Source organism: Arcicella rosea (assembly GCF_014204325.1).
Lineage (GTDB): Bacteria > Bacteroidota > Bacteroidia > Cytophagales > Spirosomataceae > Arcicella > Arcicella rosea_A.
The window spans coordinates 97,661-122,070 of sequence record NZ_JACHKT010000015.1 but is presented as its reverse complement, the minus strand read 5'-3'; the positions used below and the strand labels follow the sequence as shown (position 1 = coordinate 122,070).

Below are 24,410 nucleotides of genomic sequence, written 5' to 3'. Positions count from 1 at the left end.
TATTATCTAGTAATTTGACCAGTTATAGTAGATTACTGATTCTACAAGTCTTCACAAAAACAGATAAATAACGCTTACAATCAATGTATCAGAAAAAATAATTTTATCCGAATCAGGGTAAAAAGCTTTTTACTTGTCATTATTCCGAATCATCAAAATAAAGCTTATGTTCAAGAAAATCTTAAATCTTTTATTCATTACTTGTCTTAGTAATGGATTGCTGGCTCAAAATAATCCTGTAGATTCTATTTTTACAAGCGAAGGACTAATTCTTGCAGAAGTGAAGGAAATTGCACCAGATTATGTAAAATATTCTTTCCCATCCGAAACGCTGATTAATAGTATTTACAAAAACAATGTACAAAAAATCAGATTCAACTCAGGAAGGGTTCAACTTTTCAAAGAGTCGTTGGCATTGGCAGAAATTAAATATGTTCACGATTACGAAAAAGTAAGTTTAACGCACCTCGAATCTGAAACGAAAGGATTGTATAAATTGGATGAAGTATTTGCCAAGGCCGTGGGAACGACCACTTTATCCAATATCACCACCGTAAAAGAGCGAGCCTTCAGGAAACTCAAAATTCAAGCAGCATTATTGGGGGGCAATGTTGTTTTTATGCTAGATCAAAATACGGTGGGTAATCAATTTGGTAGTTATTATCAAACTGGGAAAGCCACTGAAACTACGCTTACTGGAATTGTTTATAGTAATAGTATCCCAAAAGTGGATGAAATTATAGCTTTACTAAATTCTAAGAAGACCTTTAATGTAAATTCAAACTTTTATGCGGGTATCAATAGCACTGATGTAGAAGGAAACCCATATTTACCTGAAACATTTACCATTGAAGATTTCTATGAAGAAAATGGTTTTGTCTATGTAAGAGGCAAAGCCAGAGGCATTAAAAACACATTGTTCAAAGTTGTGTCATTTAAAAATAACCAAATGACGTTCTACTGGAAAGATAAAAAGAAAGCCTACAACTTATCTGTTGACCTCTAAAGCAAAAAGGCTGGAAGTGATTCCAGCCTTTGATTTTTATTATTACTTTACTTCAAAACCACCTGTTCCGATTTTGAAACCTTCGGCAAAAAGTTCTACTGTATATTTGCCTGCTCTGTAAGGAGCGCCACGATCAAAGTAAAAATCTGCATGAGGATTATCGTTATCAAAAGTAAAATCTCTTTTCATGGTGAAAGCTAAATCTTGTCCGTTATGAACAAAATTACCAGAACCTAAATCCGTATCAAAAAGCGTATAACCGTCTGGGTCAAGTATTCTGACTAACACTGTTTTCTTGCCTTTTTCAGTAAGGTCGTTTTTAGATAATTGAATCGCAATTTTTATTTTTCCTAATTTCTTAGATCTGTAACGGTCATCTTCAAATTCTTTTCCCTTATCAGTAATACCTAAAATTTTAATAGATTCTGCTTTCAAAGCAGCCGCACGAGTAACCTTTTCTGTCAGAATTCTATTGATAGAAGATACTTCACGGTTTTGGGCTCTCGCTTCTTCAACACTTTTCACCAAACCACTTTTCTCTGTTTTTAATGTAGAGTTTTCATTGGTTAAATGAGAATTCTCTTCTCTTAATTGTACCAATTCTGCTTCTTTAGCAATCAGAATTAATTCGTAGTTTTTAATTCTTTCAGCATAATTATCCTTGATGTTTTCTAAAGAAGCATAACGACTGTTTAACTCTTTTTTATCTTTTTCTAAAGCTAATTTTGCTTTTTCTAATTCAGCAACATCTCCGCCGAGTTTTGTTACTTCAGCAATTTGAGATTCCAATTGCGTCGTAATAGAATCTAACTTTACTCTGGTATCAGCCAATTCTATCACTTTCGTTTCAATTACTTCTTGCTGATTTGCTGATGTTTGTTTTGATTCAAAAAGCATATATGCCAAACAACCAGCCACCAAAGCCACTAACGCTAATACAGCTTTTAAAACATTATTTGAATTGGGCTTAGGAGTTGATTCTTCGCTTGATAAATTATTCATGACTAAATGGATAAGTTTTAAAAATAACGTTTTGGTTTTTTAAAATTTCTCAAAGATAATACAACATTTTCACTCTATCTTGAATAATGATTAAACGGTAATTTCATCCTACAAAATGAGGGGCTGTTAACCCAAAAATTGCAAGACACTTTCTAATCCCATACCTCTTGAGCCTTTTACAAGAATATGAGTATCCTTAACGGGATAGTCTTGTAGCCAATTGTGTAAACCAAATTTATCTGGGAAATAATGTACTTTCATCAAAGGTAAAACTCGCACGGCACTTTCCATCAAATGACCAGCCAAAAGAATATAATCGAAATGACAGTTTAACAATAACTTCCCAATCGCTTCATGCTCTGCACTGGCTTCTTCTCCAAGTTCAAACATATCGCCCAAAATCACCATTTTCTTGCCTACTTTCAAATCATTGAAATAAGTAATAGCGGCTGACATTGATGAAGGATTAGCGTTGTAAGCATCCATCAAAACCATGTTTGTTCCCTTTTGAATAAACTGAGAACGATTGTTGTTGGGAACATAATCAGCTACAGCCTGACAAGCGATTGACGTTTCAATACCAAAAAATTGACCAATCCTGATAGCTGCACATATATTTTGGAAATTATAAATTCCTGTTAAGTGCGAAGTATATTGGTTGCTTGAAGCATCTTCGAAAACGACAAAAGGACTTTCTTCAAGGATATTTACGACGTTTTCAAATAATGGGTTTTGCGTTGAAGTATAAATGATATTTTCTTTGAATTGATACTTCTGAATCATTTCGTAAGTTGGTTCAGAAGCTACATTTACGAAAACTGTTCCGTTGTGTGTACCTAACCAATCATACAATTCACCCTTTCCTTTTTTCACACCTTCTATCCCACCGAATCCTTCTAAATGGGCTTTGCCAATATTGGTAATAAAACCATGAGTAGGCTCAGCAATTTCTACTAATTCTTTAATATCACCTTGTTTGTTTGCTCCCATTTCAATAATGGCAACTTCGATAGTTTCATCAATTGCCAAAATCGTTAAAGGAACACCAATGTGATTATTCAAATTTCCTAGCGTGGCATAAGTACGATACTTGGTTGATAAAACACAGTTGATTAGCTCTTTCGTTGTTGTTTTTCCATTAGAACCCGTTAGCCCAATGAATGGAATATTCAACTGTTTTCTGTGGAAATTGGCTAGTTGTTGTAAGGCTTTTAGTCCATCTTCTACCAATAGATATTGTTCGTTTTTAACATACTCTGCGTCGTCAACTACAGCATATTTCGCACCTTTTTCGATGGCTTGTTCGGCAAAAGCGTTCGCATTAAAATTGGGACCTTTCAAGGCAAAAAACATAGAAGCTTCTTCAATTTTACGGGTATCCGTAGAAACACCAGAACATTCTTTATACTTTTGATATAATTCAGTAAGCGAAATCATCATTTTATTCGTTATGTGTGTACCTCAAATATGAGATTCAGGATTTTTCGACAAATATTACATGAAAAAATTAATTTTACTTTTATTACTGTCAAATCTTGGTAAAAGCTTTGCTCAAAACTTTACCTTTCAATACAATAATACTTTAAAAGTAATCCAAAACGGACAAACATTAACCAATGCTTTTGCCGGAGGATTGAATGCCCCTCAGTTTTCAAAATGCCATTTAGATAATGATAATGTTGAAGATTTGGTTGTTTTTGACAGAACAAATGCTAAAATCACTACTTTTCTGGCTAAAAAGGATAATGCTGGAAAGTATTTTTGGCAATATGCTCCAGAATTTGAAAGTGTATTTCCAAGTATTCAACATTGGATGTTATTAGTAGATTATGATTCAGATGGCAAAAAGGACATTTTTACTTACACGCCAGCGGGAATCAAAGTTTATAGAAATATTTCTACCGATAAAATTGCTTGGCAACTTATTACAGACCCTTTATACAGTACTGGTTATTCTGGAAGAATTAATTTGTACACGGCTTCAACCGATATTCCTGCGATTGTTGATGTTGATAATGATGGAGATTTAGACATTGTCGCTTTTGATTCTTCTGGAAACTTTTTACTCTTTCATAAAAACTTCAGCCAAGAAAATTATAAAGACAATACACATTTAGAATTTAAAAGAGTTGGCGATTGTTGGGGAAATTTCTTCAAAGAGCATTTTGAAGATGCACGTTTTAATCAAGATTGCGGAAGTAATACGCCAGTTGGTGGAAATGGAAATGCAAGTAGCCAAAAAGTAGAACATTCTGGAAATGCTTTATTGGTTATAGATTTAGATGGCGACGGTTTGAAAGATGCTCTTTACGGACATGTTACAGCCAACAGAGTTGCTGCTTTGAGTAATAATGGAAATTTGAATCAAACGATTTTTACTAAAGCAGATTATTATTTTCCAAATCAAAAACCCATAGATTTCTCTGTTTTCCCTGCCATTTATTATGAAGATTTAGATTTTGATGGAATAAAAGACCTTATCGCCGCACCAAATGGCTATGATAATGCCCTTCAAACAGTTGATTATCAAAATTCAGCTTGGTTTTTCAAAAATTCAGGACAGAACAACAAGCCAATACTTACCTATCAACAAAGTAATTTCTTACAAAACACGATGGTAGATTTGGGCGAAAACGCTACTCCAGTTTTAGTCGATATTGATGGCGATGGAGATAAAGATTTATTCGTTGGCAATGCAGGAAATCGTGGTGATACAGGTTATAGAGCCAATATTGCTCTTTATGAAAATAAAGGAAATAATACTTTTGAGTTAAAAACGGCTGATTTCTTAGACCTTTCAAAAGCACAGCAATTATTTGAAATCAAACCATTTGTGACTGATATGAATGGCGACGGCACTGAAGATTTCGGTTTTACTGCCAATACTTTTAATGGCATGACGATTCAGTACATTCCCAACCGTGCGCCAAGAAATCAGGCTTTTTCTCTGAAACTTTCTGAAATCGTTACTTTATCTAAAATCAATAATTTGTCAAATGGCGATTCGCCTTTATTTTTTGATTTAGACAACGACGGCAAAAAAGATTTACTCATCGGAAAAGGAAGTGGAAGAATTGAATTTCATAAAAATAGTGGAAGTAATGAAAACCCAAATTATGTTTTGACGAAAGAAGAACTCGGTGGACTTACTTCAGATTATCTTTCAGGCAATGTTTCGTTGGCTGCGGCAGACTTGAATGGTGATGGAAAAGCGGAGCTAATTACAGGCAACCGAGACGGTACTTTCAAGGTGTATAAAAACATTATTGACCAAAGTCAAAATCTTTTTAAAGAAGATAGTTCTGGCGTGTTGAATGATTTAACAGGAAAACACGAACATTTAAAATTAGGAGGAATGCTTTCAATTACTGTCGGCGATTTAGATGGCGACGTCATCCCAGATTTTATTGTTGGTACGAACTCAGGAGGTTTGAGGTTCTTGAAAGGCACAACAAAATTTACAGTGACAGGTAATGAAGAAAGTAAATCTGCTTTGATTTACCCAAATCCAGCTAATCATTACATTTATATCAAAAACACTTATCCAGCAGAATATCATTTAATAGATTTTTCAGGAAAAGACCTTGGTCGAAAAACAAGTACCAATCTCAACGAAGAAGTCTATTTTGATTTGAGTACTTATCCAAACGGCACTTATTTTATCAGAATAATGGCAGAAGGAAAAGCACCAATTACCGAAAAAGTATTATTGAACAAGTAAAATACATGATTTGGCTTCGCAGTAAAAAAGCCTTTATTGTGATTTTAATGTAACATTTTTAATTTTTTTCGCAAAAAATACCTCAAAATTGCGAACTTTGGAATAATACAGTTGCTTGGCACAAGGCTAATGGTTAGAAAAAATTTGAGCTTCATCAACGAAAAGATTAATCGTCAAATCCTTAACCAATCGTAACTCGCCAAGAACCAATTTTTTATATGGCTAGAAATATTCCAAAAAATACAGAAAAAACCAGAGAACGAAATCCAACCCAATCTATTTCGTTTGATTTTAATATAAAAAAAATACTTCAAAGCGAACAGTTACACTTCGTTTTGGGCATCCTGTTTATACTCTTAGGTGTATTCATGTTGTTTTCATTTTCGTCGCATCTTTTTACAGGTGATGCCGACCAAAGCGAGGTAGAAGATAATTTACAATCTTCTATCGAACCTTTAAAAAAACAGCCCAAGAATCCATTCGGTTTGTATGGTGCGAAATTAGCACATTTGTTATTGTTCAGACTTTTCGGTTGGTCTGCCTTTTTACTTGTTCCCATTTTATTGATTGCAGGCTACAAACTTTCTTTTAAAAAGGAAATTTTACCCCTTGAAAAACTTACTTGGCAATCATTATTTTACATGATTTGGCTAAGTACTTTTCTTGGTTTTTTCGTTTTTATGCTTGAAGCAGAGGAAAAATGGAGTAACCTCTGTGGAGGTATCGGCTATTTCATCAATGAATATTTATATGGTTTTATTGGCTGGGCCTCTTTTTTTGTCATCTCTTTTGTACTGATTGTTTTTATTGTTTATTATTATAAAGTTGACACTTCTAGTTTTGCGGCAAATGAAACTGAAGAGGATGTAGCTTTAGCTACGCCTGAAAGTGAAACAGCAGAGGACAACATCGCCGAAGCAAAAAATATCAAACGAGTACGAGCAAACTTTGAAACGATTCTTGCCGAAGAAGAACCAGAAGAAGAATTAGCAATCGACCGTGAAGATAATTTCGATGAAGCCAATATTCGTCCATTTCTCCCACCAATTGTGGAAACACCAATTGCTAAAAGCAATAATGCAAGCAAAAGTCCTGTTGCTTTGACCATTGAAAACAGCGATGATATTCCAGAAATCATTGAAGAGTTTGAAGATGAAGCTCCAATTTTGGAAATCAATGAATCTGTCAATGATGAACTGGTAAAGAAATTTGGTTTATACGACCCAATGTTAGATTTACCTCATTACAAGTACCCAACCTTGGACTTGATGAAAGAGTATGACATGGGTAAACCAAATGTTTCGCAAGAAGAATTGAAAGCCAATTCGGATAAAATTGTGGAAACTTTGGCGAATTATGGCATCGGTATCGCTTCTATCAAAGCTACGATTGGACCAACGGTTACTTTATATGAAATTATTCCTGATGCTGGAGTTAGGATTTCAAAAATTAAGAATTTAGAAGATGATATTGCTTTATCTTTAGCCGCTTTAGGTATTCGTATCATCGCTCCAATTCCAGGAAAAGGGACAATTGGTATTGAAGTTCCAAACAAAAACCGTGAAATGGTTCCTGTAAAAATGGTCATCGGCTCTGAAAAATTCCAGAAATCAACAGCTGAATTACCAATCGTTTTAGGGAAAACCATCAGTAATGATATTTTTATTACTGATTTAGCTAAAATGCCTCACTTATTGATGGCGGGTGCTACTGGACAAGGAAAGTCAGTTGGGTTGAATATGATTCTTACTTCACTACTTTATAAAAAGCATCCATCACAATTAAAATTTGTATTAGTTGACCCTAAAAAGGTTGAATTAACACTTTTCAATAAAATTGAAAGACACTTTTTAGCAATGTTACCCAACGCTGCCGAAGCTATTATTACGGATACTAAAAAGGTTGTTCATACTTTAAATTCGCTTTGTATAGAAATGGATAATCGCTACAATTTGTTGAAAGATGCAGGTTGTAGAAATTTGAAAGAATACAATGTGAAATTTGTCAATAGAAGACTGAATCCAGATAAAGGTCATTACTTTATGCCTTATATCGTATTGATTATAGATGAGTTGGCAGATTTAATGATGACTGCTGGGAAAGATGTGGAACAACCAATTGCTCGTTTGGCTCAGTTAGCCCGTGCTATCGGTATTCACTTGGTTGTAGCAACGCAACGACCATCAGTAAACGTTATTACTGGTACAATTAAAGCTAACTTTCCTGCACGACTTTCCTTTAAAGTTACTTCAAAAATTGACTCAAGAACGATTTTGGATACAGGTGGAGCCGAACAATTGGTTGGTCAAGGAGATATGTTACTTTCGATGGGTTCTGATATTATTCGTTTACAATGTGCTTTTGTAGATACACCAGAAGTAGAAGATGTATGTGAATTTATCGGAAATCAACAAGGATACGATTCTGCTTATATGTTACCAGAATTTGAAGGCGAAAGTGAAGGAGGAGGCAGTGAAAAAAGTGATTTCGACCCAAGTAACCGTGATCAGTTTTTTGATGAAGCCGCTCGCTTAATTGTCACCCATCAACAAGGCTCAACATCGTTGATTCAAAGAAGATTAAAATTAGGATACAATCGTGCTGGTCGTTTAATTGACCAATTAGAAGCCGCTGGAATCGTCGGTCAATTTGAAGGCTCAAAAGCCAGAGAAGTATTGATAAAAGACATGGAAACGTTGGAAAGACATTTGAAGAGTTTGTAGTTTTTGGAATTGATATAGATTTACAGAGCAATATTTCAAAAATGAGCTTTAATTGATTAATTTTTATTCAAAAATCAGTGGAGAATATTTTCACTCAAAGATTTACAAAAATAAATATTGAATATCCACAGAAGCATAGGGAAACAAAATCAGCACAAGCTAGCATTTTTTATAAATATTTACTTTAACAAAATAAAAAACCACTCATTGCAAAGAGCATGAGTGGTTTTTTGGTGAAATATGTTATCAAAGGAAGTATTCCATAAAAAAAGCTTACTTCTTCTTATCGACATTAGAAAGTTTTATCTGAGGAGTCGCTGGATTCAATAGAATGAAGTCCGTTAAAATTCTCTCACTTTCTTTTAGATAAGTATCTTTACTTCTTCTTTCTTTCAAAATTTTCAATTTAGCCTGAGCAATACTTGTTGAATCTGTTGGTGCTTTTTCAGGTTCTTTTTCTGTAGCACTTGTCAACTCGTCTCCCAAATCAGCTAAATTTTTCTTCTTTTGGTCATCTATTTCTTTATGTCTTTTATCTTCCTGCAAAGAGATTGTTTTCTTTTCTTTTGCCTTTTTAATATAATTAATATCAGCTACTAATTTTTTCAAATCAGCATCCGTTTTTAATCTATCTTGGTACAAAGCTTTCAATTTAACAACCGCTTGTTCATTTACATCAGTCGTTGGTGAATATTTGGTAGAAGCAATCATATCCCAAGGCAATGCACTTGGCTGAGAACTTTCACCAAATTCTGAAGCACTGAAAGACGAAGGGAATTCAATATCAGGCGTTACTCCTTTGTGTTGAGTACTGCTACCTGTAACACGATAGAATTTCTCCATCGTAATTTTCAATTGCCCTACTCCTTCTGGTTCACCTTTCAAGAAGCGGTCTAAGTCAACTAAACTCTGAACTGTGCCTTTTCCATAAGTTTGTTCGCCAATTACTAAACCACGTTTGTAATCTTGGATAGCACCTGCGAAAATCTCAGAAGCAGAAGCTGAAAAGCGGTTAACTAGTACAGTAACTGGACCATCATAAGTAATTGATGGATCTCTATCATTTTCAACATTAATTTCTCCATCTGACTGGCGACGTTGAACAACTGGGCCTTGCGAAATAAACAAACCTGTTAAACTAACCGCTTCGTTCAAGAAACCTCCACCGTTATTTCTAAGGTCAACAATTACTCCGTCCACTTTTTCGGCTTTCAATTCATTCAAGTATTTTTTTACATCAGCTGTGGTACTCTTGTAACCTTGTTCGCCATTTCTTGCACCTTCAGCATCACGATAAAAAAGTGGAATCGTAATCAATCCTAATTTGAATTCTCTACCATCACGGTTAAAATTCAATACTTCTTTCTTAGCCGTTCCGTCTTCAAGTTTAATTTTCTCACGAACTAAGCGTACTTCTTTTGGTACTGAACCAATTGGTGCATCGCTTGAAAGAATTTTCAATCGAACTACTGTATTTTTGGGCCCTTTGATTAGCTTCACGGCATCATCAGTAAACCAACCAACAATGTCTTGATATGGTTTATCGTCGCCCTGTGCTACGGCAACAATTCTATCTTTCGGATTCAGTAATTTACTTCTGAAAGCTGGTCCACCAACGATACAATCTACAATCATTACATAATCGCCTTCATTTCTAAGCGTAGCACCAATTCCTTCGAAAGATTGTGCCATTTCTTGATTGAAACTTGAAGCGGTTTTAGGAATAAAATATGTAGTATGTGGGTCAACACTCTCGGTAAACGAATTCATAAACTGTTGAAATACGTCCTCACTCTTCGTTTTATCAAAGTACTTTTCAGTACGCTTATATCGCTCTCTTAAATCTTTGATGGCAGAAGTATCTGCTTTTCCACTGATTTTCCAATCAAGTAAAGTACTTTTTACTGCTTTTCTCCAGATATTATCTAATTCTTCTTTAGACTTCGCCCATGAAGCTTTTTCACGATCTGGCGTATAAGTTTCGTCTGTTTTGAAATCTACGGGCTTAGATAACACAGAAGCGACAAAAGCAAAACGCTCTTTAGCTCTGTTTCTGAATACATTGTAGATTTGGTAAGCAGCAGTCAATTCTCCATTTTTTAATTGGTCATCCAACTGAAAACGAAACTTCTCAAAGTCTGCTATATCCGCAGCAGTAAAATTCATTTTATTGAAATCCAATTCTTTGATATAATTATCGAAGATTTTAGAAGAAAGTGAGTCATTCAAAGGCACACGGCGATAATGATAATTACTCAGGATTTCAGTCACTAAGTTTTCGACTTTCTTTTGAGTAGCAGTCGGTTGTAAATCATCAGCCGCAAATTTATAATCTGCTCCAGAAAGAGTACTATTATTGTGCGAGAAGGACTGTAAACCAAAAAACGCAAGCAGCGAAATTGGCACAAGAGCAAGAAAGTATTTCATCATCTTATTTTTCATTAGTCTATTTTTCAATACCCAACAATTCTACTTCAAAAACTAAAGTAGAATATGGTTTGATTGTTGAGCCACTTCCACGAGTACCATACGCTAATTCATAAGGAACAAACAATTTCCATTTAGAACCTACAGGCATTAATTGAAGTGCTTCTACCCAGCCTTGAATTACACCTGTAACTGGAAATGAAATTGGTTCGCCTCTATCTACTGAACTATCAAACACGAATCCATCAATCAATGTTCCGTGATAATGAGTTTTTACTTTATCACTCGCTGTTGGTATTGCCCCATCGCCTTTTTTCAAAATCTGATATTGTAAACCGCTCGCCAAAGTAACAACGCCTTCTTTCTTTTTATTTTCTGCCAAGAACTTCTCGCCTGCCAATCTGTTTGGTTCAAATTGTTTAGATTGTTCTTTTTGCATGTATTTTTGAAGTAACTGATTCGCCTGCATGTCTGTAATTGGCGTAGTAGCTCCTTTCATTACTTCATTGAAACCCTTTTGCAAAAGTTCTGCATTGATTTCAATGTTTTGCATCTTAAAATTCTGTGCCACCAAAATTCCTAGTCCATAACTAGCTGAATCTTTTAAAGAAGCTAAGGAAATTGATTGTGTTGAGGTGTTAGCTGGTTTAACGGCAGTTGTTTTAGGTTTTACAGCTACTTTTTTAGCAGTTGGTTTAGTTTGTGCATTTACAAAAAATGGAGTCAAAACTACGCTTGAGCAAAGTAAGATATTCTTTAATTTCATCTGTTTTTGGAACGAATCAAGCTTAAAATTTTAAAATACCTCTGAACGATTCGCCCTTAATTCAGAAGATATTTTGTTTGAATTAGAAATTATATAAATAAACTTATGTTTATATTTCTTAAAGTTAATAACGAAAATTGATGCAACAAAATTATTTCACTTTGGGAAATAGAAATCAAAGAAAAGCATCCAATCTCCCATTATCGTTTACTTTAAAGCCTTTTTCTGTCATTTTAATACTAGCACATTCAACTGTTGGGTCATGATCAAAAAACAAAATCCAGTCATTTTCAACAGCTTGGTTCAACAAAACACTTTTTTCTTCCATAGTTTGTAAAGGTCTAACATCATAGCCCATCACATAAGGAATAGGAATATGTGATTGTGAAGGAAGCGTATCTGCGATAAAAAGTATTTTTTTATTTTGATAAGTAATCAATGGCATTAACATTTTTTCAGTGTGTCCATCAGCCGTCAAAATTTCAATACTTTTAAAAGGTCTTTCTGTTACTTTATCCGTAAAAAACAATTGTCCAGCTTCTTGAATCGGCAAAATGTTTTCTTTAAAAAAAGTAGCTTTTTCTCGTTGGTTCGGATGAATGGCAGCTTCAAAGTGTGCTGAATGAGTCCAATAACGAGCATTTGGGAAAGTCATTTCAAAATGGGTTCTATCAGCATTCCATTTTACGGCACCTCCACAATGGTCAAAATGTAAATGACTCAAAATAACATCTGTCACTTCATTTTCTGTATATCCTTTGGCTCGAATAGATTTTACCAAATCCCCTTCACCATGTCGATAATAATAACTTTGCCATTTGGCATCTTGTTTATCGCCCATCCCAGTATCAATCAAAATCAGTTGATTTCCATCCTCAATTAATAAACACCTCATTGCCCATGAACAAAGATTGTTTTCGTCAGCAGGGTTAGTTTTTTGCCAAAAAGATTTAGGAACTACTCCAAACATTGCTCCACCATCTAATTTAAAATTTCCCGCATCAATGCTATGTAATTTCATTCTTATAATATGATTTTGTTTCAATAAACTTTGCAATATATAAGAAGTTGCTTACTTTCAGAAGTATTTTGTACGAACGGATTTCAAATACAATCAAGGAAACAATCTAAAACTATGAAAATCGGTCTAGTTCTTTCAGGTGGTGGTGCTAGAGGCATTGCCCATCTTGGTGTATTAAAGGCTTTACAAGAAAAAAACGTGGAAATTTCAGCAATTTCAGGTTGTAGTGCTGGTGCTATTGCTGGAGCAATGTTTTCTGCGGGATACTCGCCCGACAAAATCTTTGAAATCGTGGTTTCAACCAATACACTGCGAGCTTTAAGACCTGCTTGGAGTAGAGTGGGATTGCTCAATATGAAAAAAGCAGAAGAAGCTTATCTAAAATACATTCCTCATAATTCATTTGAGCATTTAAAAATTCCATTAACCATTAATGCAACCAACTTATATGCAGGAGAAAGCATTTACTTTTCTAGTGGTGAATTGCTAAGACCCGTCATGGCTTCATGTTGTATTCCAGGACTTTTTGAGCCTATCATTATGAACAATCAGACTTTGTTGGATGGGGGCATTTTAAATAATATGCCTGTAGAACCATTGAAAGACAAATACGATTTTATTATTGGTAGTCATTGTAATCCTTATGGGATGAATCAATTACCAAAATCAATGGCTTCGATGGTTCAAAAATCACTTTTTTTAGCCATTAACAACAACTCAAAAAGTCGCCTCGCCCTGTGTGATTTACTCATAGAACCGCCTCTTCTTAAAAATTTTGATCCTCAGGATATTCGTAAAGCCCATAACATTTTCAAAGTAGGTTATGAATATACTAAATCATTAACTTTACCAGAAAATATGCTTTAATATAATTTATTATAAAAAAAGTGCAAAAAATATTTTTATTAAATTTTATATTGCTAATATCCGAAAGTGTTTTTAACTTAGCGTGACTCTCCTCGCTGCTACTTAATTGCAACACAAAAAACCTAAAATTTCATTTTTATCAAAAAATCAACGAAATTAATATACTTAATTTTCATTTTTTCATAAAAAAGGTACTTAAAAAACACATTTTACAATCCATTTTTTTGAAATTTCACAAAAAATAATTTTAAATTATAGACAAAAACTTTACCAAATCAAGAAACCCAAAACTAAATACATAGAAAAGTACAATTCACAAACTATTTTTTTAATCAATTAACCCCAATATTTCATGAACAAACGTTTATTATTTATCAATCTACTTCTGTTTTTGGGATGTTCGTTGAGCATGATTGCTCAGGAGCGTCGTATCACAGGAAAGGTAACTTCAGCAAGCGATGGCTCTGTTTTACCTGGTGTAACAGTTCAAATAAAAGGGATTTCTAAAGGCACTCAAACTGATGCGAGTGGTAGTTATTCATTGAGCGTTTCGAATAATCAAAAAACAGTAATTTTTAGTTTTGTTGGTTTTACTTCTCAAGAAGTTGCAATCGGAAATAAATCTGTAATTAATATTTCTTTGAAAGAAGATGTTAAGTCATTAGAAGAAGTATTAGTTGTTGGTTATGGTACACAAATCAAACGTGACATGACTGGTAATGTAGCAAAAATAAAATCTTCTGATATTGCAGATATGCCGGTTCCTACATTCGACCAAGCTCTTCAAGGAAAAGCGGCGGGTGTACTTGTTAATGCTGGTAGTGGTAAACTAGGACAAGGGATTCGTATCAACGTTCGTGGACAATCTTCTATTTCTGCTAATACTCAGCCATTATTTGTAATTGATGGTATTCCATTAACAACGAATAACCTTTCTTTCCAATTTGGATCAACCAACCCATTAGCAGATATTAATCCTCAAGATATTGAGTCAATGGATATATTGAAAGATGCTGCTGCTTCTGCGATATACGGTGCTCGTGGAGCTAATGGTGTTATCATAATAACTACAAAAAAGGGTAAAGTTGGACAGACTAGAGTTAACTTCGGATACCAAGTTGGTTCAAGTACACCAACCAAAAAATTGAAATTCCTTAATACAGAACAGTATGTTAAATTCTACAGACAAGCAGCAGCAAATTCTGATAGAATTGATAGCTTAGATCAAGCTGACCCTGATTCATATACTTCTTACATGGAAAATTTCTATGTAACACAAAGTCTTGGTACTTTTGGTACTCCTCAGCAAACTTCAACAGCTTGGGGTGATTTAGCTTATCAAGATGCTCCGATGAACCAATATGATATGAATATCACTAGCGGTTCTGAAAAGACGTCTATCTTTATGTCTGGCCAGTACCTTGACCAAAAAGGGATTCTAGTTGGAAATGCCTTGACAAGAGCAACTGGTCGTATGAACTTAGAACATGCTTTGACAGATAAATTCAAAGTAGGGATTAATATGTCGATGTCAAGAACGCTGAACAAACGTTTGTCTGGTGACCGTCAATTTGATAACCCAACTTCCCAATTATTGTAATAATGCAAATTGAGTATTCATAATCAAATCATTTTTTTGTTTAAGTATTTTTAACGTAATATAACTGAGTACTTCTTACATAATTTTCTATATTCATTCATCTACAAAAACAAGACTTATGTCAGACAAATATTCGTTTTAGTCGAATAAATACAATAAGTATAGTCTCCCAAAAACACTCAAACAGCTGCTTCTTTAAAAATATAAGCTATTTATTAAATAAAGAATAAAATTATTTAAAATTTGCTTTGTTTGTAAAGTACAATTTTTTAAATTAGATATTGTTAGCAATAACACAATATCATTAAACTAAATTAAACCAAAACTAAATTATTAAATGAACAAAAAATTACTAACGATTTTTCTCGTTATGATGACTTGTTGCGTAGGTATTTATGCACAAGACAGAAAAGTAACAGGAAAAGTGACCGCAGCCGAGGATGGCTCAGGTCTTCCAGGAGTGTCTGTTCAATTGAAAGGTAGTACCAAAGGAACAACTACTGATGCTAATGGAAATTACTCCCTCCCAGTAAGTTCGGGTGGCACAATCCGATTCACATTTGTTGGCTTCGCTCCTAAAGAAGTTGTAGTAGGCAGCCAATCTGTCATTAATGTTCAACTCACAAGTGACAATCAACAATTATCCGAAGTAGTAGTAACAGCACAAGGAATTGTTAGAGAAAAAAGAGCACTTGGATATTCTGTAACTTCATTAGATAAACGTGCTATTGAGGATAAACCCCAATCAGATATTGGTCGTGTATTACAAGGTAAAATTCCAGGGGTAAATATTACATCTACTTCTGGGGTTAGTGGTACTGGTACAAACATCACAATTCGTGGATATTCGTCTATTACGGGTTCTGTTCAACCTTTATTCGTTGTTGATGGTGTACCTTTCAACTCAAATACAAACACACGTGGAGGGTTTACTGGTGGAGGGCAGACTTCTTCAAGCCGTTTTCTTGATATTGACCCTAACAATATCGAAAACGTAACGGTATTGAAAGGTTTGGCTGCTACGGTTACTTATGGTGATCAAGGTAGAAATGGTGTAATTTTGATTACAACTAAGAATGGTACTAAAAAAGCCAGAAAAACAGAGTACTCTATTACTCAGTCTGTTTTTACCAATACAGCTCACTTGCCAAGATACCAAAACTCTTATGTGGGTGGTTTTCAACAAAACCTAGGATACTTTTTCAGTAACTGGGGACCTTCGTTGGAAGAAGCTAAAAACTATCCTTCACAGAATACCAACACTGCATTAACAACGCACCCTTATGCTTTTTTAACGAATGCTGCCACAAGAGAAGCTATGTCTTCGTATGTGGCATCCGTTAGTCCATATACAATGCAGTTTTATCCAAATAACGTTAAGGATTTTTTCCGCACAGGGCTAATATCAAATACTTCGATGAATATATCTGGCGGTGGAGAAAAAGTTAGTTATAACATTTCGGCTGGGTACAATAATGAGCAAGGATATATTGAGAATAATGGTCTAAAAAGAGTAAATTTAGGGCTTGGTTTGAATGCACAGTTATCAAAAAAACTTACTGTTAATACTTCATTTAACTTTACTAATACAGACCAGACATCACCCCCTTTAAGTTCTGGTACGGGTAACAATGCCAATGATTTCCCATCAGTATTGGCGAACGTAATGTACACACCCCGTCAGGTTGATTTAATGGGTTGGCCTTATGAAAATCCTATCGATGGAAGCTCTGTGTATTTTAGAAGTGGTAATGATATTCCCAACCCAAGATGGATATTAAATAACTACAAAACGACTGGTGTTGTAAACAGATTCTTTTCAGCTACTTCATTCAATTTAGATATTACCAAAGAACTTGCTTTAATCTATAAAATCGGTTTAGATACTTATGATGAAACGCAGGAATTTTTACTAAACAAAGGTGGTGTCTCATTTGTAAATGGTTTTTACAATACTTTGAATTTTAAGAATACGATTTGGGATAACTCAATGATTCTTTCTTACAACAAAACAGTATCTGACAAACTAAGCTTTTCAGCTAAGTTAGGGGGTAACATGAGAAACGATAGATTCTCGCTCTATAATATCTCAAGCCAGAATCAATTAGCTCGTAATTTATTTCGCCATTCAAACTTTATAGATAACGTAGCAGCAAACTTTACTTCAGAACAAACTCGTTATGGTATTTTTGGAGAAATTACAGCAGATTATAACAACTACTTATTCCTAAACTTTGCTGGAAGAAATGACTGGACATCAACAGTTGAAGCTGATAATCGTAGAGTTTTCTATCCATCTGCCAGTTTGTCTTTTGTACCTACTTCTGCATTTGAAAGCCTAAGTAGCAATACACTCAATTTCTTGAAATTTAGAGTTGGTATTGGTACTTCAGCAGGTTTCCCTAACCCATATCAAACAAGAAATATCTTGAATCAAAATGCAAGAGGTTGGTTAACATCTTCACCAATTCAAACACATTCAGTGGATAATAACTTAGGTAATCCAAATCTTAAACCAGAATTACATACAGAAACTGAATTAGGGTTAGAAGGTAAGATATTCAACAACAAGATTAGTTTCGACCTTACTGTATATCGCAGAGATACAAGAAACTTGATTACAAGTGCTCCTTTGGATGCTTCAACAGGTTATACAAACACTACTATTAACGTAGGTAAAATCAGAAACCAAGGGATTGAATTCAGTTTAACAGGAACACCAGTTGTAAAAGGGCCATTCTCTTGGGATGTTACTTTAACTTATTCACGCAATACTCCTGAAGTATTAGACTTAGGGGGAACGATCCAAGAAGTACAAGTGACTGGTTTTGGTTCAGCATTGGGTAATTACGCTATTGTTGGTCAGCCATTCAACGTAATTAAAGGTATTGGCTTCCGTAGAAATGAGGCTGGTAAATTATTAATTGATGGTTCAGGTAACTTACAGGCAACAACTTCACCAGTAATTCTGGGTGACCCTAACCCTGCTTTTGTCTCAAGTATGATTAATGGATTTAATTATAAAGGACTAAGTTTGAACGTAATGGTTTCTTATCGTCATGGTGGAGCGATGTACTCATCTACAGCAGGTGCTTTGTTAGGTCGTGGCTTAACGATTGAATCAGGTAGTGAAACAGGCTATGATAGAGCACAAACGTTCATCTTCCCAGGTGTTAAAGCTGACGGCTCAGTAAATGATATTCAAGTAACGGGTTCTGACATTAACTTCAACAACGTTTATTTCTTTGGTGATGAAGGTAGAATCTACGATGGTTCAACAATTCGTTTGCAAGAAGTATCATTATCTTATAGCCTACCTAAAAAACTTTTGGGTAAACTAGGCATCAAAGGTGCAAGTATTGGTTTATCAGGTAATAATTTATGGTACAAAGCTTTACACATTCCTAAAGGCTTGAATCTTGATACAGACAACTTAGGTTTAGGTGTTGGTAATGGTTTAGGATTTGAATTCTTGACTGGACCAAGCTCACGAAGAATAGGAGGAACATTGAAATTGACGTTCTAAACAACCTAGACATTGTTTAGGGATTTCTAATTAATGATATTTTTTCATTATAATTCATAAAAAGATGATAAATAAATTCATAAAATATTTGTTTGTTTTGTCAGCTATACTGGTAAGCTCGTGTAAACTCGACTTACTTGACAATCCAAACGCAGTAACAACTGGCAATACCGATATAAACTATTTAGCAAGTCAAATCCAGATTAGTTACTCAGGTCATTTTAACCAATTAAGTGACCCAGGAATGCGATTAACCAGAATGTTAAATGCAGGTGCTGCCATTTATGATAATGCCATTACTCCTGGTGGACTTGATGGAACTTGGAACACTGCTTATGCTGGTATTTTGAACGATATAAAAACACTTATTCCTTTAGCTGAAAAAGGTGAGTTTTTTGTTCATGCAGGTATGGCTCGTTTCCTAAGAGCATCAGTAATGGTAAATTTAGTGGATACTTTTGGTGATGTACCCTATTCGGAAGCTTTGGATGCTAGTAATTTCAACCCTAAAACTGATGGTGGTGCTTCTATCTATACCGCTGCTTTAGCTGATGTTGATAAAGCTATTGAAAACTTCGGAGCTAAATCTAAATCTGGTTTAACAACAGACTTATACTATTCTGGTAATGTTGATAACTGGATTCGTGCTGCTAATACTTTAAAATTAAAGATTTTGTTGAACAAAAGATTAATTGATGCAGCGGGTTCAAAAACAGCAATCAATAGCATAATAGCTGGTGGAAAATTAATTTCAACTACTTCTCAAAATTTTGCTTTCAAGTTCGGTACTAGCCAAGTTAACCCAGATAATAGACATCCAAGATATGCTGGTCAATATTCGCCAACTGGTGGTGGGGACTATCAGTCTAATGCCTATATGGGTAGTATGTATGATAAAAAAGATCCAAGAATTCGTTCTTACTTCTATCGCCAAGTTATCGTAAACTCTAAAGATGTGAATGAAATTCGCTGTATCACGAATCAAAAACCTAACCATTATGCAGCAACAGACTATTTCTGCTTGCCAACAAACGTTGGTTATTGGGGACGTGACCACTTGAGTAACGAAGGTATTCCACCAGATGGTTTAAGAAGAACTGCTTGGGGTTTGTATCCTGCAGGAGGACAATACGACAATGATAACGGAAAACCTATTGCATTAGTAGCTGGTGCGGCTGGTGCAGGAATTCATCCAATTTTTATGTCATCTTTTACAGATTTCATGTTGGCTGAATCAGCCATTACATTGGGTACAACTGGAGATGCAAAAACTCTTTTGGAATCAGCTATTCGCAAATCAATGGCAGATGTACGTACTTTTATCTTAGCATCAGCTGAAGGTGGAAAAATCGCAACATTCGAGGCTGCTAACAATATTGTGTGGGCAAATGAGGTAAATAATTATGTAACAGCTGTATTAAGTGCTTATTCATCTGCTACTTCAGATGCTGACAGACTTAACATCGTAGCGACTGAATATTATTTTGCCTTGTATGGTAATGGTATTGAGTCCTACAACTTATACAGAAGAACTGGAATGCCTAAAAATCTTCAGCCTGCTTTAGATCCAAATCCTGGTGCATTTATCAGATCTTTCTATTATCCGACTTCATTTGTTAGTAGAAATGCAAACGCTAAACAAAAAGCGAATATGACTTCGCCAGTTTTCTGGGATAATAATCCTGCAACATTATTCAAATAATATTAGCTTTTGAATTTCCTTAAAATTAAAATATCATGAAAAACATTTTAAAATATTCAATTTTAATGATTTGCGGGCTAGTAGTACTAGCTTGTAAAACCGAAATTGTTGAACCAATTGATTTAGATGCACTTGAAACTGGTGGGTATATTCGTACAGTAAGTCCATATCCTGTTGCTACATCTACGTTCAACTATAAAATTACAGACATGGGCGGTACTAAAATGGAAATTGTTGCCGAAGCTGTTACGCCAAATAAAGGAGCAGATTTTGCTTCTTATGAATTGTTTGTAAGGTTTGTAGATGCTACTCCTTCAAACGGTACAAAAACAACTTCTGTACTTCCACTCAAAACGATAATGGCTTCTGCATTTACAAAAGATGCGATTACAGGCTATCCAAGAGCAACAATTAGCGTGACAGGAACAGAAGCTTTAGCGGCATCTAAACTTGTTATTGGAGATATTGCATCAGGCGACCGTTTTGAAATTACTGGCACGATGAAACTTACTAATGGTAAGTCTTATAACGCTGCTAATACGGGTGCAAACATTACTGGTGGAGCTTTCTATAGTTCTCCATTCTTTTATAGAGTAAACGTTTTGCAATAGTATTAAAAAAAGGCATCACCCAAGATACTTTTTGGGTGATGCCTTCAATAAAAAACCTGCCCTAAAAGTATATACTTTATAAGCAGATCAAGAATCCAGAAACTAGATTCACTTTAGGGTGTGTTAGGTTTTGAGATAAAATGACATCGCTTTCATAATGTCTTTATGTTTTTAACTTGGCTTTGTTTCTTCTTCAATAAAATTGCTTTAGGCGTTTTTCTGATAGCTTCTCTGAAATCACTTATTCTTCTTCTTGATACAATTAACTCCTGACCATCTTCTAAAATTATCAAAAGCTTTTTATCTTCTTTCCTCCATCCATTCATAAAATGGATATTTACTACATGATTGTTACTGATACGAATGAAAGTAAATTCATCATTTATTCTTTCTTGCATCACTCTTAAAGTACGTGCTACAAGCAAACGTTCTTGATTTGTTGTATGAACTGTTGTGTAATTTTCGTCACTCTTTAAATATAAAATTTCGTTTAGAGCGATTTGACTACTTTTTGTTAGGTATAATTTTTTCATAATCTTGGCAAGTAATAATATTACAAAAATGCAATTTTAAGTCTTTAGGATATTAGCTTGAAAGCGACAAAATTTAGCTCATTTAGTACCTTTTAGCAAAAAAGTACTATTATACAACAACAATTACTAGGTAAAGTACAATTACTGTGTTTTCAACCAATCAGAAGGTGATTTCCCATGAAATTCTTGGAAAACCTTGGTAAAATATGAGAGACTCTCAAAACCAACTTGAAAGGCAACATCAGAGATATTTCCACTACGATTTTTCAGTAATTCGGCAGCTTTCTTTAATCGATAATTTCTAATATATTCTACTGTTGTTTGATTAGTTTGTATTTTTAGCTTTCTCCTTAATTGAACTGGACTAAGATTTAACTCATTTGCTAAATCAACAATACTAAATGTGCTGTCTGAAAGCTTATTTTCAATTATCTGATTAATCCTTTGTAAAAAAACGTCATCAACATGATTCAAAATAGGTTCTTCACTTAGTGTCTCCAATTCGGCTACTAGCGTTTTTCCATTACTCTTTTCTTTAGTATTATTTGTTTCGAATAATCTATCAGCTATTAAATTTGAGGAAGTATTTTCCAGTATTGTTGGTTGAGCTTTTATTTTAGCATTTTGAATACGCTTGAAAAACTGAAAAACTAAAAGTATAAAAAATACAATTTTAGATATTTCAGAAAGCAAAATAAGATGATGAATCCAGTCGAAATCAATGACTTGCAATAACCTTAGTTGGAGAAATAAAAAACCCAAAAAGCTAAATAAAAAAGAGCTGACAAAAAAACCTTCAAATTTGTTTTTTTTATAAAAAGCATAAGTAAAGAGTAACAAAATTGAACATTCTGCAATCACAGCATTCCAAACATTCATTTTTACCCATATCCAATTGTAATCAACACAAATGCCGAATAATAAGATAAATGTTATAACAATAATGGTATATAAGTACCATTTGACCCATCTTGGAAATAACTTATTGATTGGCAAAAGAAAAAACGTTAAAACAATTTCAGGAATGACTAAAAGTCGATAAGGGAAAGTATTGATTAAAGAAGAAAGGATTGGATTGCTCGTAAATAAATCGCCAAGCGACTCATGGTAACCTAATACTGTGATGGAAATACAAAAAGAGTAAAAAGCAAAAACGCTATAGGCATTGGTTTTAAATAAGAAAAAAGCAACGATGGCAATCAATAAATTTCCAAAAAGTTGAATTCCATCGAAAAGCGAATTCCTGCGATTGTCAGAACGGCTTTTAAGTACTTGAGCCTTTTCTGGCATTACTAAAAATTTTGTATAAAAACCTCTTTGGCTAGTAATTCTTATGTAGAGTGTCTTAGGTTGGTTAGCTAATAGAGGAAATTGAATAATTGGATGATTTGAACCATAACTGTAGCTTCTTTTTTCTCTTGAAACAAAACAACCTCCTTTTATAATATCAAATTTATTATTTCCATTTGGGATGAAAACATCAAAATACTCAATTAAAGGATTTCCACATTCAAAAGACCAATTTCCAGTTTTTGATGAATATAAAGTAATTTTAAACCAACGTGTAATATCAGAAAAACCAAAATGAATTGCTTTTTGGGTATGAGTAATAAACGGTCTGTGTTGAATATCATGAAGAGTGAGTGTTTCGTCATTCGTTTCATAATATTCTACTAAAGAGGTAATATCTAAGGGAGAAGAATTCTTCGATAAATCTATGCCTTTGGCTGATGTACTTAACCCATTAAAATTAATGCATACAATTAACCAAACAATTCTTTTGAGAAATTGAGAAATTAACATTTATTACTTAGTTCGGATTCAAATTACATAATATATGATTCATAGATGCTTAAATTACAAGGTCTTAATACTTAACTTAGTTTAAGTAAAAAGAACTCATTTTAAACATGGGTAAACCTTAATAGTATGATGTATATTTCAGTGTGTTATTTTAACAAAGATAATAAAGATGAACGCTCAAACAATGATTTAATCGAAAAAAAAAGCCACCTCAAACAAGAATTTATTTTTATACTATATTACAATTTACATACAGATAACAATTCTTTTGTTACTGTAGGCATTAATAAAAATCAATATTACACAATACAATTTTATATTTAAAAAAATTGTTAGCCAACAAATTATTTCTCCTAAATTTGGTTTCTTCTGCTTAATCTAAACAAATTTTTTATGAATCGTATTGATAGACTCTTTGGAATTTTCACTTTTTTACAATCAAAAAAATACACTTCCGCTGAAAAAATTGCTGAAAAATTTCAAATCAGTGTGCGTACTGTTTACAGAGATTTAAAGGCTTTAAACGAATCAGGAATCCCACTAGGCTTTGAACCCAACAAAGGATATTTTATTGTTCAAGGCTTCTTCCTTCCTCCTATTTCGCTGACAAGTGATGAAGCAAATGCCTTACTTTTAATGGAATCAATTGTTTATCGCTTTACGGATAAATCCATTCAAAAACATTACTCCAATGCTTTGAATAAAGTAAAATCTGTGTTACCGAATGCTCAAAAAGATAAAATTGATTTACTTTCAGATAATATTAAATACCAAATTTCACCTTGTATTGAACAGAATTATGAGTACTTATCTGATTTACAACAATCTATTTCCGCTAAAACAATCATTGATTTTAATTATAAAAACAACAAAGACGAAATTAGTCATCGACGAGCAGAACCTATCGGTCTGGTTTTTTATGCCTTTAATTGGCATTTAATTGCTTGGTGTTACAAACGAAATACTTATCGTGATTTCAGGGTATCCAGAATTTTAGATGTTAAAAACACTCAAATGCCTTTCCAGAAAAACGATCATATTCCTTTATCTGATTACATGAAATTACTTCCAGTAAACTATTAGTTTTATTGAAAAATTATTT

General features: G+C 34.0%; 16 protein-coding genes. 9 read left to right on the top strand and 7 right to left on the bottom strand.

The window, feature by feature from the left end:
- The first annotated feature begins 166 nt into the window (after positions 1-166).
- Positions 167-1,006, top strand: coding sequence for a hypothetical protein (locus HNP25_RS11665; RefSeq protein WP_184134329.1), 840 nt, complete (start codon positions 167-169; stop codon positions 1,004-1,006).
- Positions 1,007-1,048: 42 nt separating this feature from the next.
- Here HNP25_RS11665 and HNP25_RS11660 read toward each other — a convergent pair whose 3' ends face one another.
- Positions 1,049-2,008 (bottom strand): hypothetical protein, encoded by a 960-nt coding sequence (locus HNP25_RS11660; RefSeq protein ID WP_184134327.1) that lies wholly within the window; start codon positions 2,006-2,008, stop codon positions 1,049-1,051.
- Positions 2,009-2,134: 126 nt separating this feature from the next.
- Positions 2,135-3,448 carry a UDP-N-acetylmuramoyl-tripeptide--D-alanyl-D-alanine ligase gene (locus HNP25_RS11655; RefSeq protein WP_310587169.1) on the bottom strand — a complete coding sequence of 438 codons (1,314 nt, stop codon included), beginning with the start codon at positions 3,446-3,448 and terminating at the stop codon, positions 2,135-2,137.
- A gap of 58 nt (positions 3,449-3,506) precedes the next feature.
- On the opposite strand from HNP25_RS11655, the gene HNP25_RS11650 reads away from it, so the two are divergent.
- Positions 3,507-5,729, top strand: a complete 2,223-nt coding sequence (locus tag HNP25_RS11650; RefSeq protein ID WP_184134326.1) for an FG-GAP-like repeat-containing protein — start codon at positions 3,507-3,509, stop codon at positions 5,727-5,729.
- Between the two features lie 218 nt (positions 5,730-5,947).
- Positions 5,948-8,452: an FtsK/SpoIIIE family DNA translocase gene (locus HNP25_RS11645; RefSeq protein WP_184134325.1), complete on the top strand. Its 2,505-nt coding sequence runs from the start codon at positions 5,948-5,950 to the stop codon at positions 8,450-8,452.
- A 273-nt stretch (positions 8,453-8,725) separates the two neighbouring features.
- On the opposite strand, the gene HNP25_RS11640 is transcribed toward HNP25_RS11645, so the two are convergent.
- From HNP25_RS11640 to HNP25_RS11630, 3 genes are all read right to left on the bottom strand, one after another.
- A complete protein-coding gene (locus HNP25_RS11640; protein ID WP_229202843.1) occupies positions 8,726-10,894 on the bottom strand; it encodes a carboxy terminal-processing peptidase in 2,169 nt (722 codons plus the stop codon).
- Positions 10,895-10,898: 4 nt separating this feature from the next.
- Positions 10,899-11,645 carry a BamJ family beta-barrel-assembly machinery protein gene (locus HNP25_RS11635; RefSeq protein ID WP_184134323.1) on the bottom strand — a complete coding sequence of 249 codons (747 nt, stop codon included), beginning with the start codon at positions 11,643-11,645 and terminating at the stop codon, positions 10,899-10,901.
- 175 nt (positions 11,646-11,820) lie between these two features.
- Entirely contained in the window at positions 11,821-12,666 is an 846-nt protein-coding gene (locus HNP25_RS11630; protein WP_184134322.1) for an MBL fold metallo-hydrolase, read from the bottom strand.
- A gap of 114 nt (positions 12,667-12,780) precedes the next feature.
- On the opposite strand from HNP25_RS11630, the gene HNP25_RS11625 reads away from it, so the two are divergent.
- The 5 genes from HNP25_RS11625 (at position 12,781) to HNP25_RS11605 (ending at position 20,972) form a co-directional block, all read left to right on the top strand.
- The gene (locus tag HNP25_RS11625; protein ID WP_184134320.1) at positions 12,781-13,533 is read left to right on the top strand and encodes a patatin-like phospholipase family protein; all 753 of its coding nucleotides are present in this window, start codon (positions 12,781-12,783) and stop codon (positions 13,531-13,533) included.
- A 352-nt stretch (positions 13,534-13,885) separates the two neighbouring features.
- Entirely contained in the window at positions 13,886-15,133 is a 1,248-nt protein-coding gene (locus HNP25_RS11620; protein ID WP_184134318.1) for a SusC/RagA family TonB-linked outer membrane protein, read from the top strand.
- Between the two features lie 337 nt (positions 15,134-15,470).
- On the top strand, positions 15,471-18,659 hold the full coding sequence (locus tag HNP25_RS11615) for a SusC/RagA family TonB-linked outer membrane protein (RefSeq protein WP_184134316.1): 3,189 nt from the start codon (positions 15,471-15,473) through the stop codon (positions 18,657-18,659).
- Between the two features lie 97 nt (positions 18,660-18,756).
- Positions 18,757-20,361 (top strand): SusD/RagB family nutrient-binding outer membrane lipoprotein, encoded by a 1,605-nt coding sequence (locus tag HNP25_RS11610; protein ID WP_229202842.1) that lies wholly within the window; start codon positions 18,757-18,759, stop codon positions 20,359-20,361.
- Positions 20,362-20,396: 35 nt separating this feature from the next.
- Positions 20,397-20,972 carry a hypothetical protein gene (locus HNP25_RS11605; RefSeq protein ID WP_184134313.1) on the top strand — a complete coding sequence of 192 codons (576 nt, stop codon included), beginning with the start codon at positions 20,397-20,399 and terminating at the stop codon, positions 20,970-20,972.
- Positions 20,973-21,124: 152 nt separating this feature from the next.
- Here HNP25_RS11605 and HNP25_RS11600 read toward each other — a convergent pair whose 3' ends face one another.
- Together HNP25_RS11600 and HNP25_RS11595 are read right to left on the bottom strand one after the other, a co-directional pair.
- Complete coding sequence (locus HNP25_RS11600; RefSeq protein ID WP_184134312.1) at positions 21,125-21,505, bottom strand: LytR/AlgR family response regulator transcription factor; 381 nt, start codon at positions 21,503-21,505, stop codon at positions 21,125-21,127.
- A gap of 141 nt (positions 21,506-21,646) precedes the next feature.
- Positions 21,647-23,308, bottom strand: coding sequence for a 7TM-DISM domain-containing protein (locus HNP25_RS11595; RefSeq protein ID WP_184134310.1), 1,662 nt, complete (start codon positions 23,306-23,308; stop codon positions 21,647-21,649).
- 393 nt (positions 23,309-23,701) lie between these two features.
- On the opposite strand from HNP25_RS11595, the gene HNP25_RS11590 reads away from it, so the two are divergent.
- Entirely contained in the window at positions 23,702-24,391 is a 690-nt protein-coding gene (locus tag HNP25_RS11590) for a helix-turn-helix transcriptional regulator (RefSeq protein ID WP_184134309.1), read from the top strand.
- Positions 24,392-24,410: the final 19 nt, after the last annotated feature.

Bases quoted from the DNA above. Each gene is read 5' to 3' on its own strand.
- HNP25_RS11665 (WP_184134329.1), top strand. From the start codon at position 167: ATGTTCAAGAAAATCTTAAATCTTTTATTCATTACTTGTCTTAGTAAT.
- HNP25_RS11660 (WP_184134327.1), bottom strand. From the start codon at position 2,008: ATGAATAATTTATCAAGCGAAGAATCAACTCCTAAGCCCAATTCAAAT.
- HNP25_RS11655 (WP_310587169.1), bottom strand. From the start codon at position 3,448: ATGATGATTTCGCTTACTGAATTATATCAAAAGTATAAAGAATGTTCT.
- HNP25_RS11650 (WP_184134326.1), top strand. From the start codon at position 3,507: ATGAAAAAATTAATTTTACTTTTATTACTGTCAAATCTTGGTAAAAGC.
- HNP25_RS11645 (WP_184134325.1), top strand. From the start codon at position 5,948: ATGGCTAGAAATATTCCAAAAAATACAGAAAAAACCAGAGAACGAAAT.
- HNP25_RS11640 (WP_229202843.1), bottom strand. From the start codon at position 10,894: ATGAAAAATAAGATGATGAAATACTTTCTTGCTCTTGTGCCAATTTCG.
- HNP25_RS11635 (WP_184134323.1), bottom strand. From the start codon at position 11,645: ATGAAATTAAAGAATATCTTACTTTGCTCAAGCGTAGTTTTGACTCCA.
- HNP25_RS11630 (WP_184134322.1), bottom strand. From the start codon at position 12,666: ATGAAATTACATAGCATTGATGCGGGAAATTTTAAATTAGATGGTGGA.
- HNP25_RS11625 (WP_184134320.1), top strand. From the start codon at position 12,781: ATGAAAATCGGTCTAGTTCTTTCAGGTGGTGGTGCTAGAGGCATTGCC.
- HNP25_RS11620 (WP_184134318.1), top strand. From the start codon at position 13,886: ATGAACAAACGTTTATTATTTATCAATCTACTTCTGTTTTTGGGATGT.
- HNP25_RS11615 (WP_184134316.1), top strand. From the start codon at position 15,471: ATGAACAAAAAATTACTAACGATTTTTCTCGTTATGATGACTTGTTGC.
- HNP25_RS11605 (WP_184134313.1), top strand. From the start codon at position 20,397: ATGAAAAACATTTTAAAATATTCAATTTTAATGATTTGCGGGCTAGTA.
- HNP25_RS11600 (WP_184134312.1), bottom strand. From the start codon at position 21,505: ATGAAAAAATTATACCTAACAAAAAGTAGTCAAATCGCTCTAAACGAA.
- HNP25_RS11595 (WP_184134310.1), bottom strand. From the start codon at position 23,308: ATGTTAATTTCTCAATTTCTCAAAAGAATTGTTTGGTTAATTGTATGC.
- HNP25_RS11590 (WP_184134309.1), top strand. From the start codon at position 23,702: ATGAATCGTATTGATAGACTCTTTGGAATTTTCACTTTTTTACAATCA.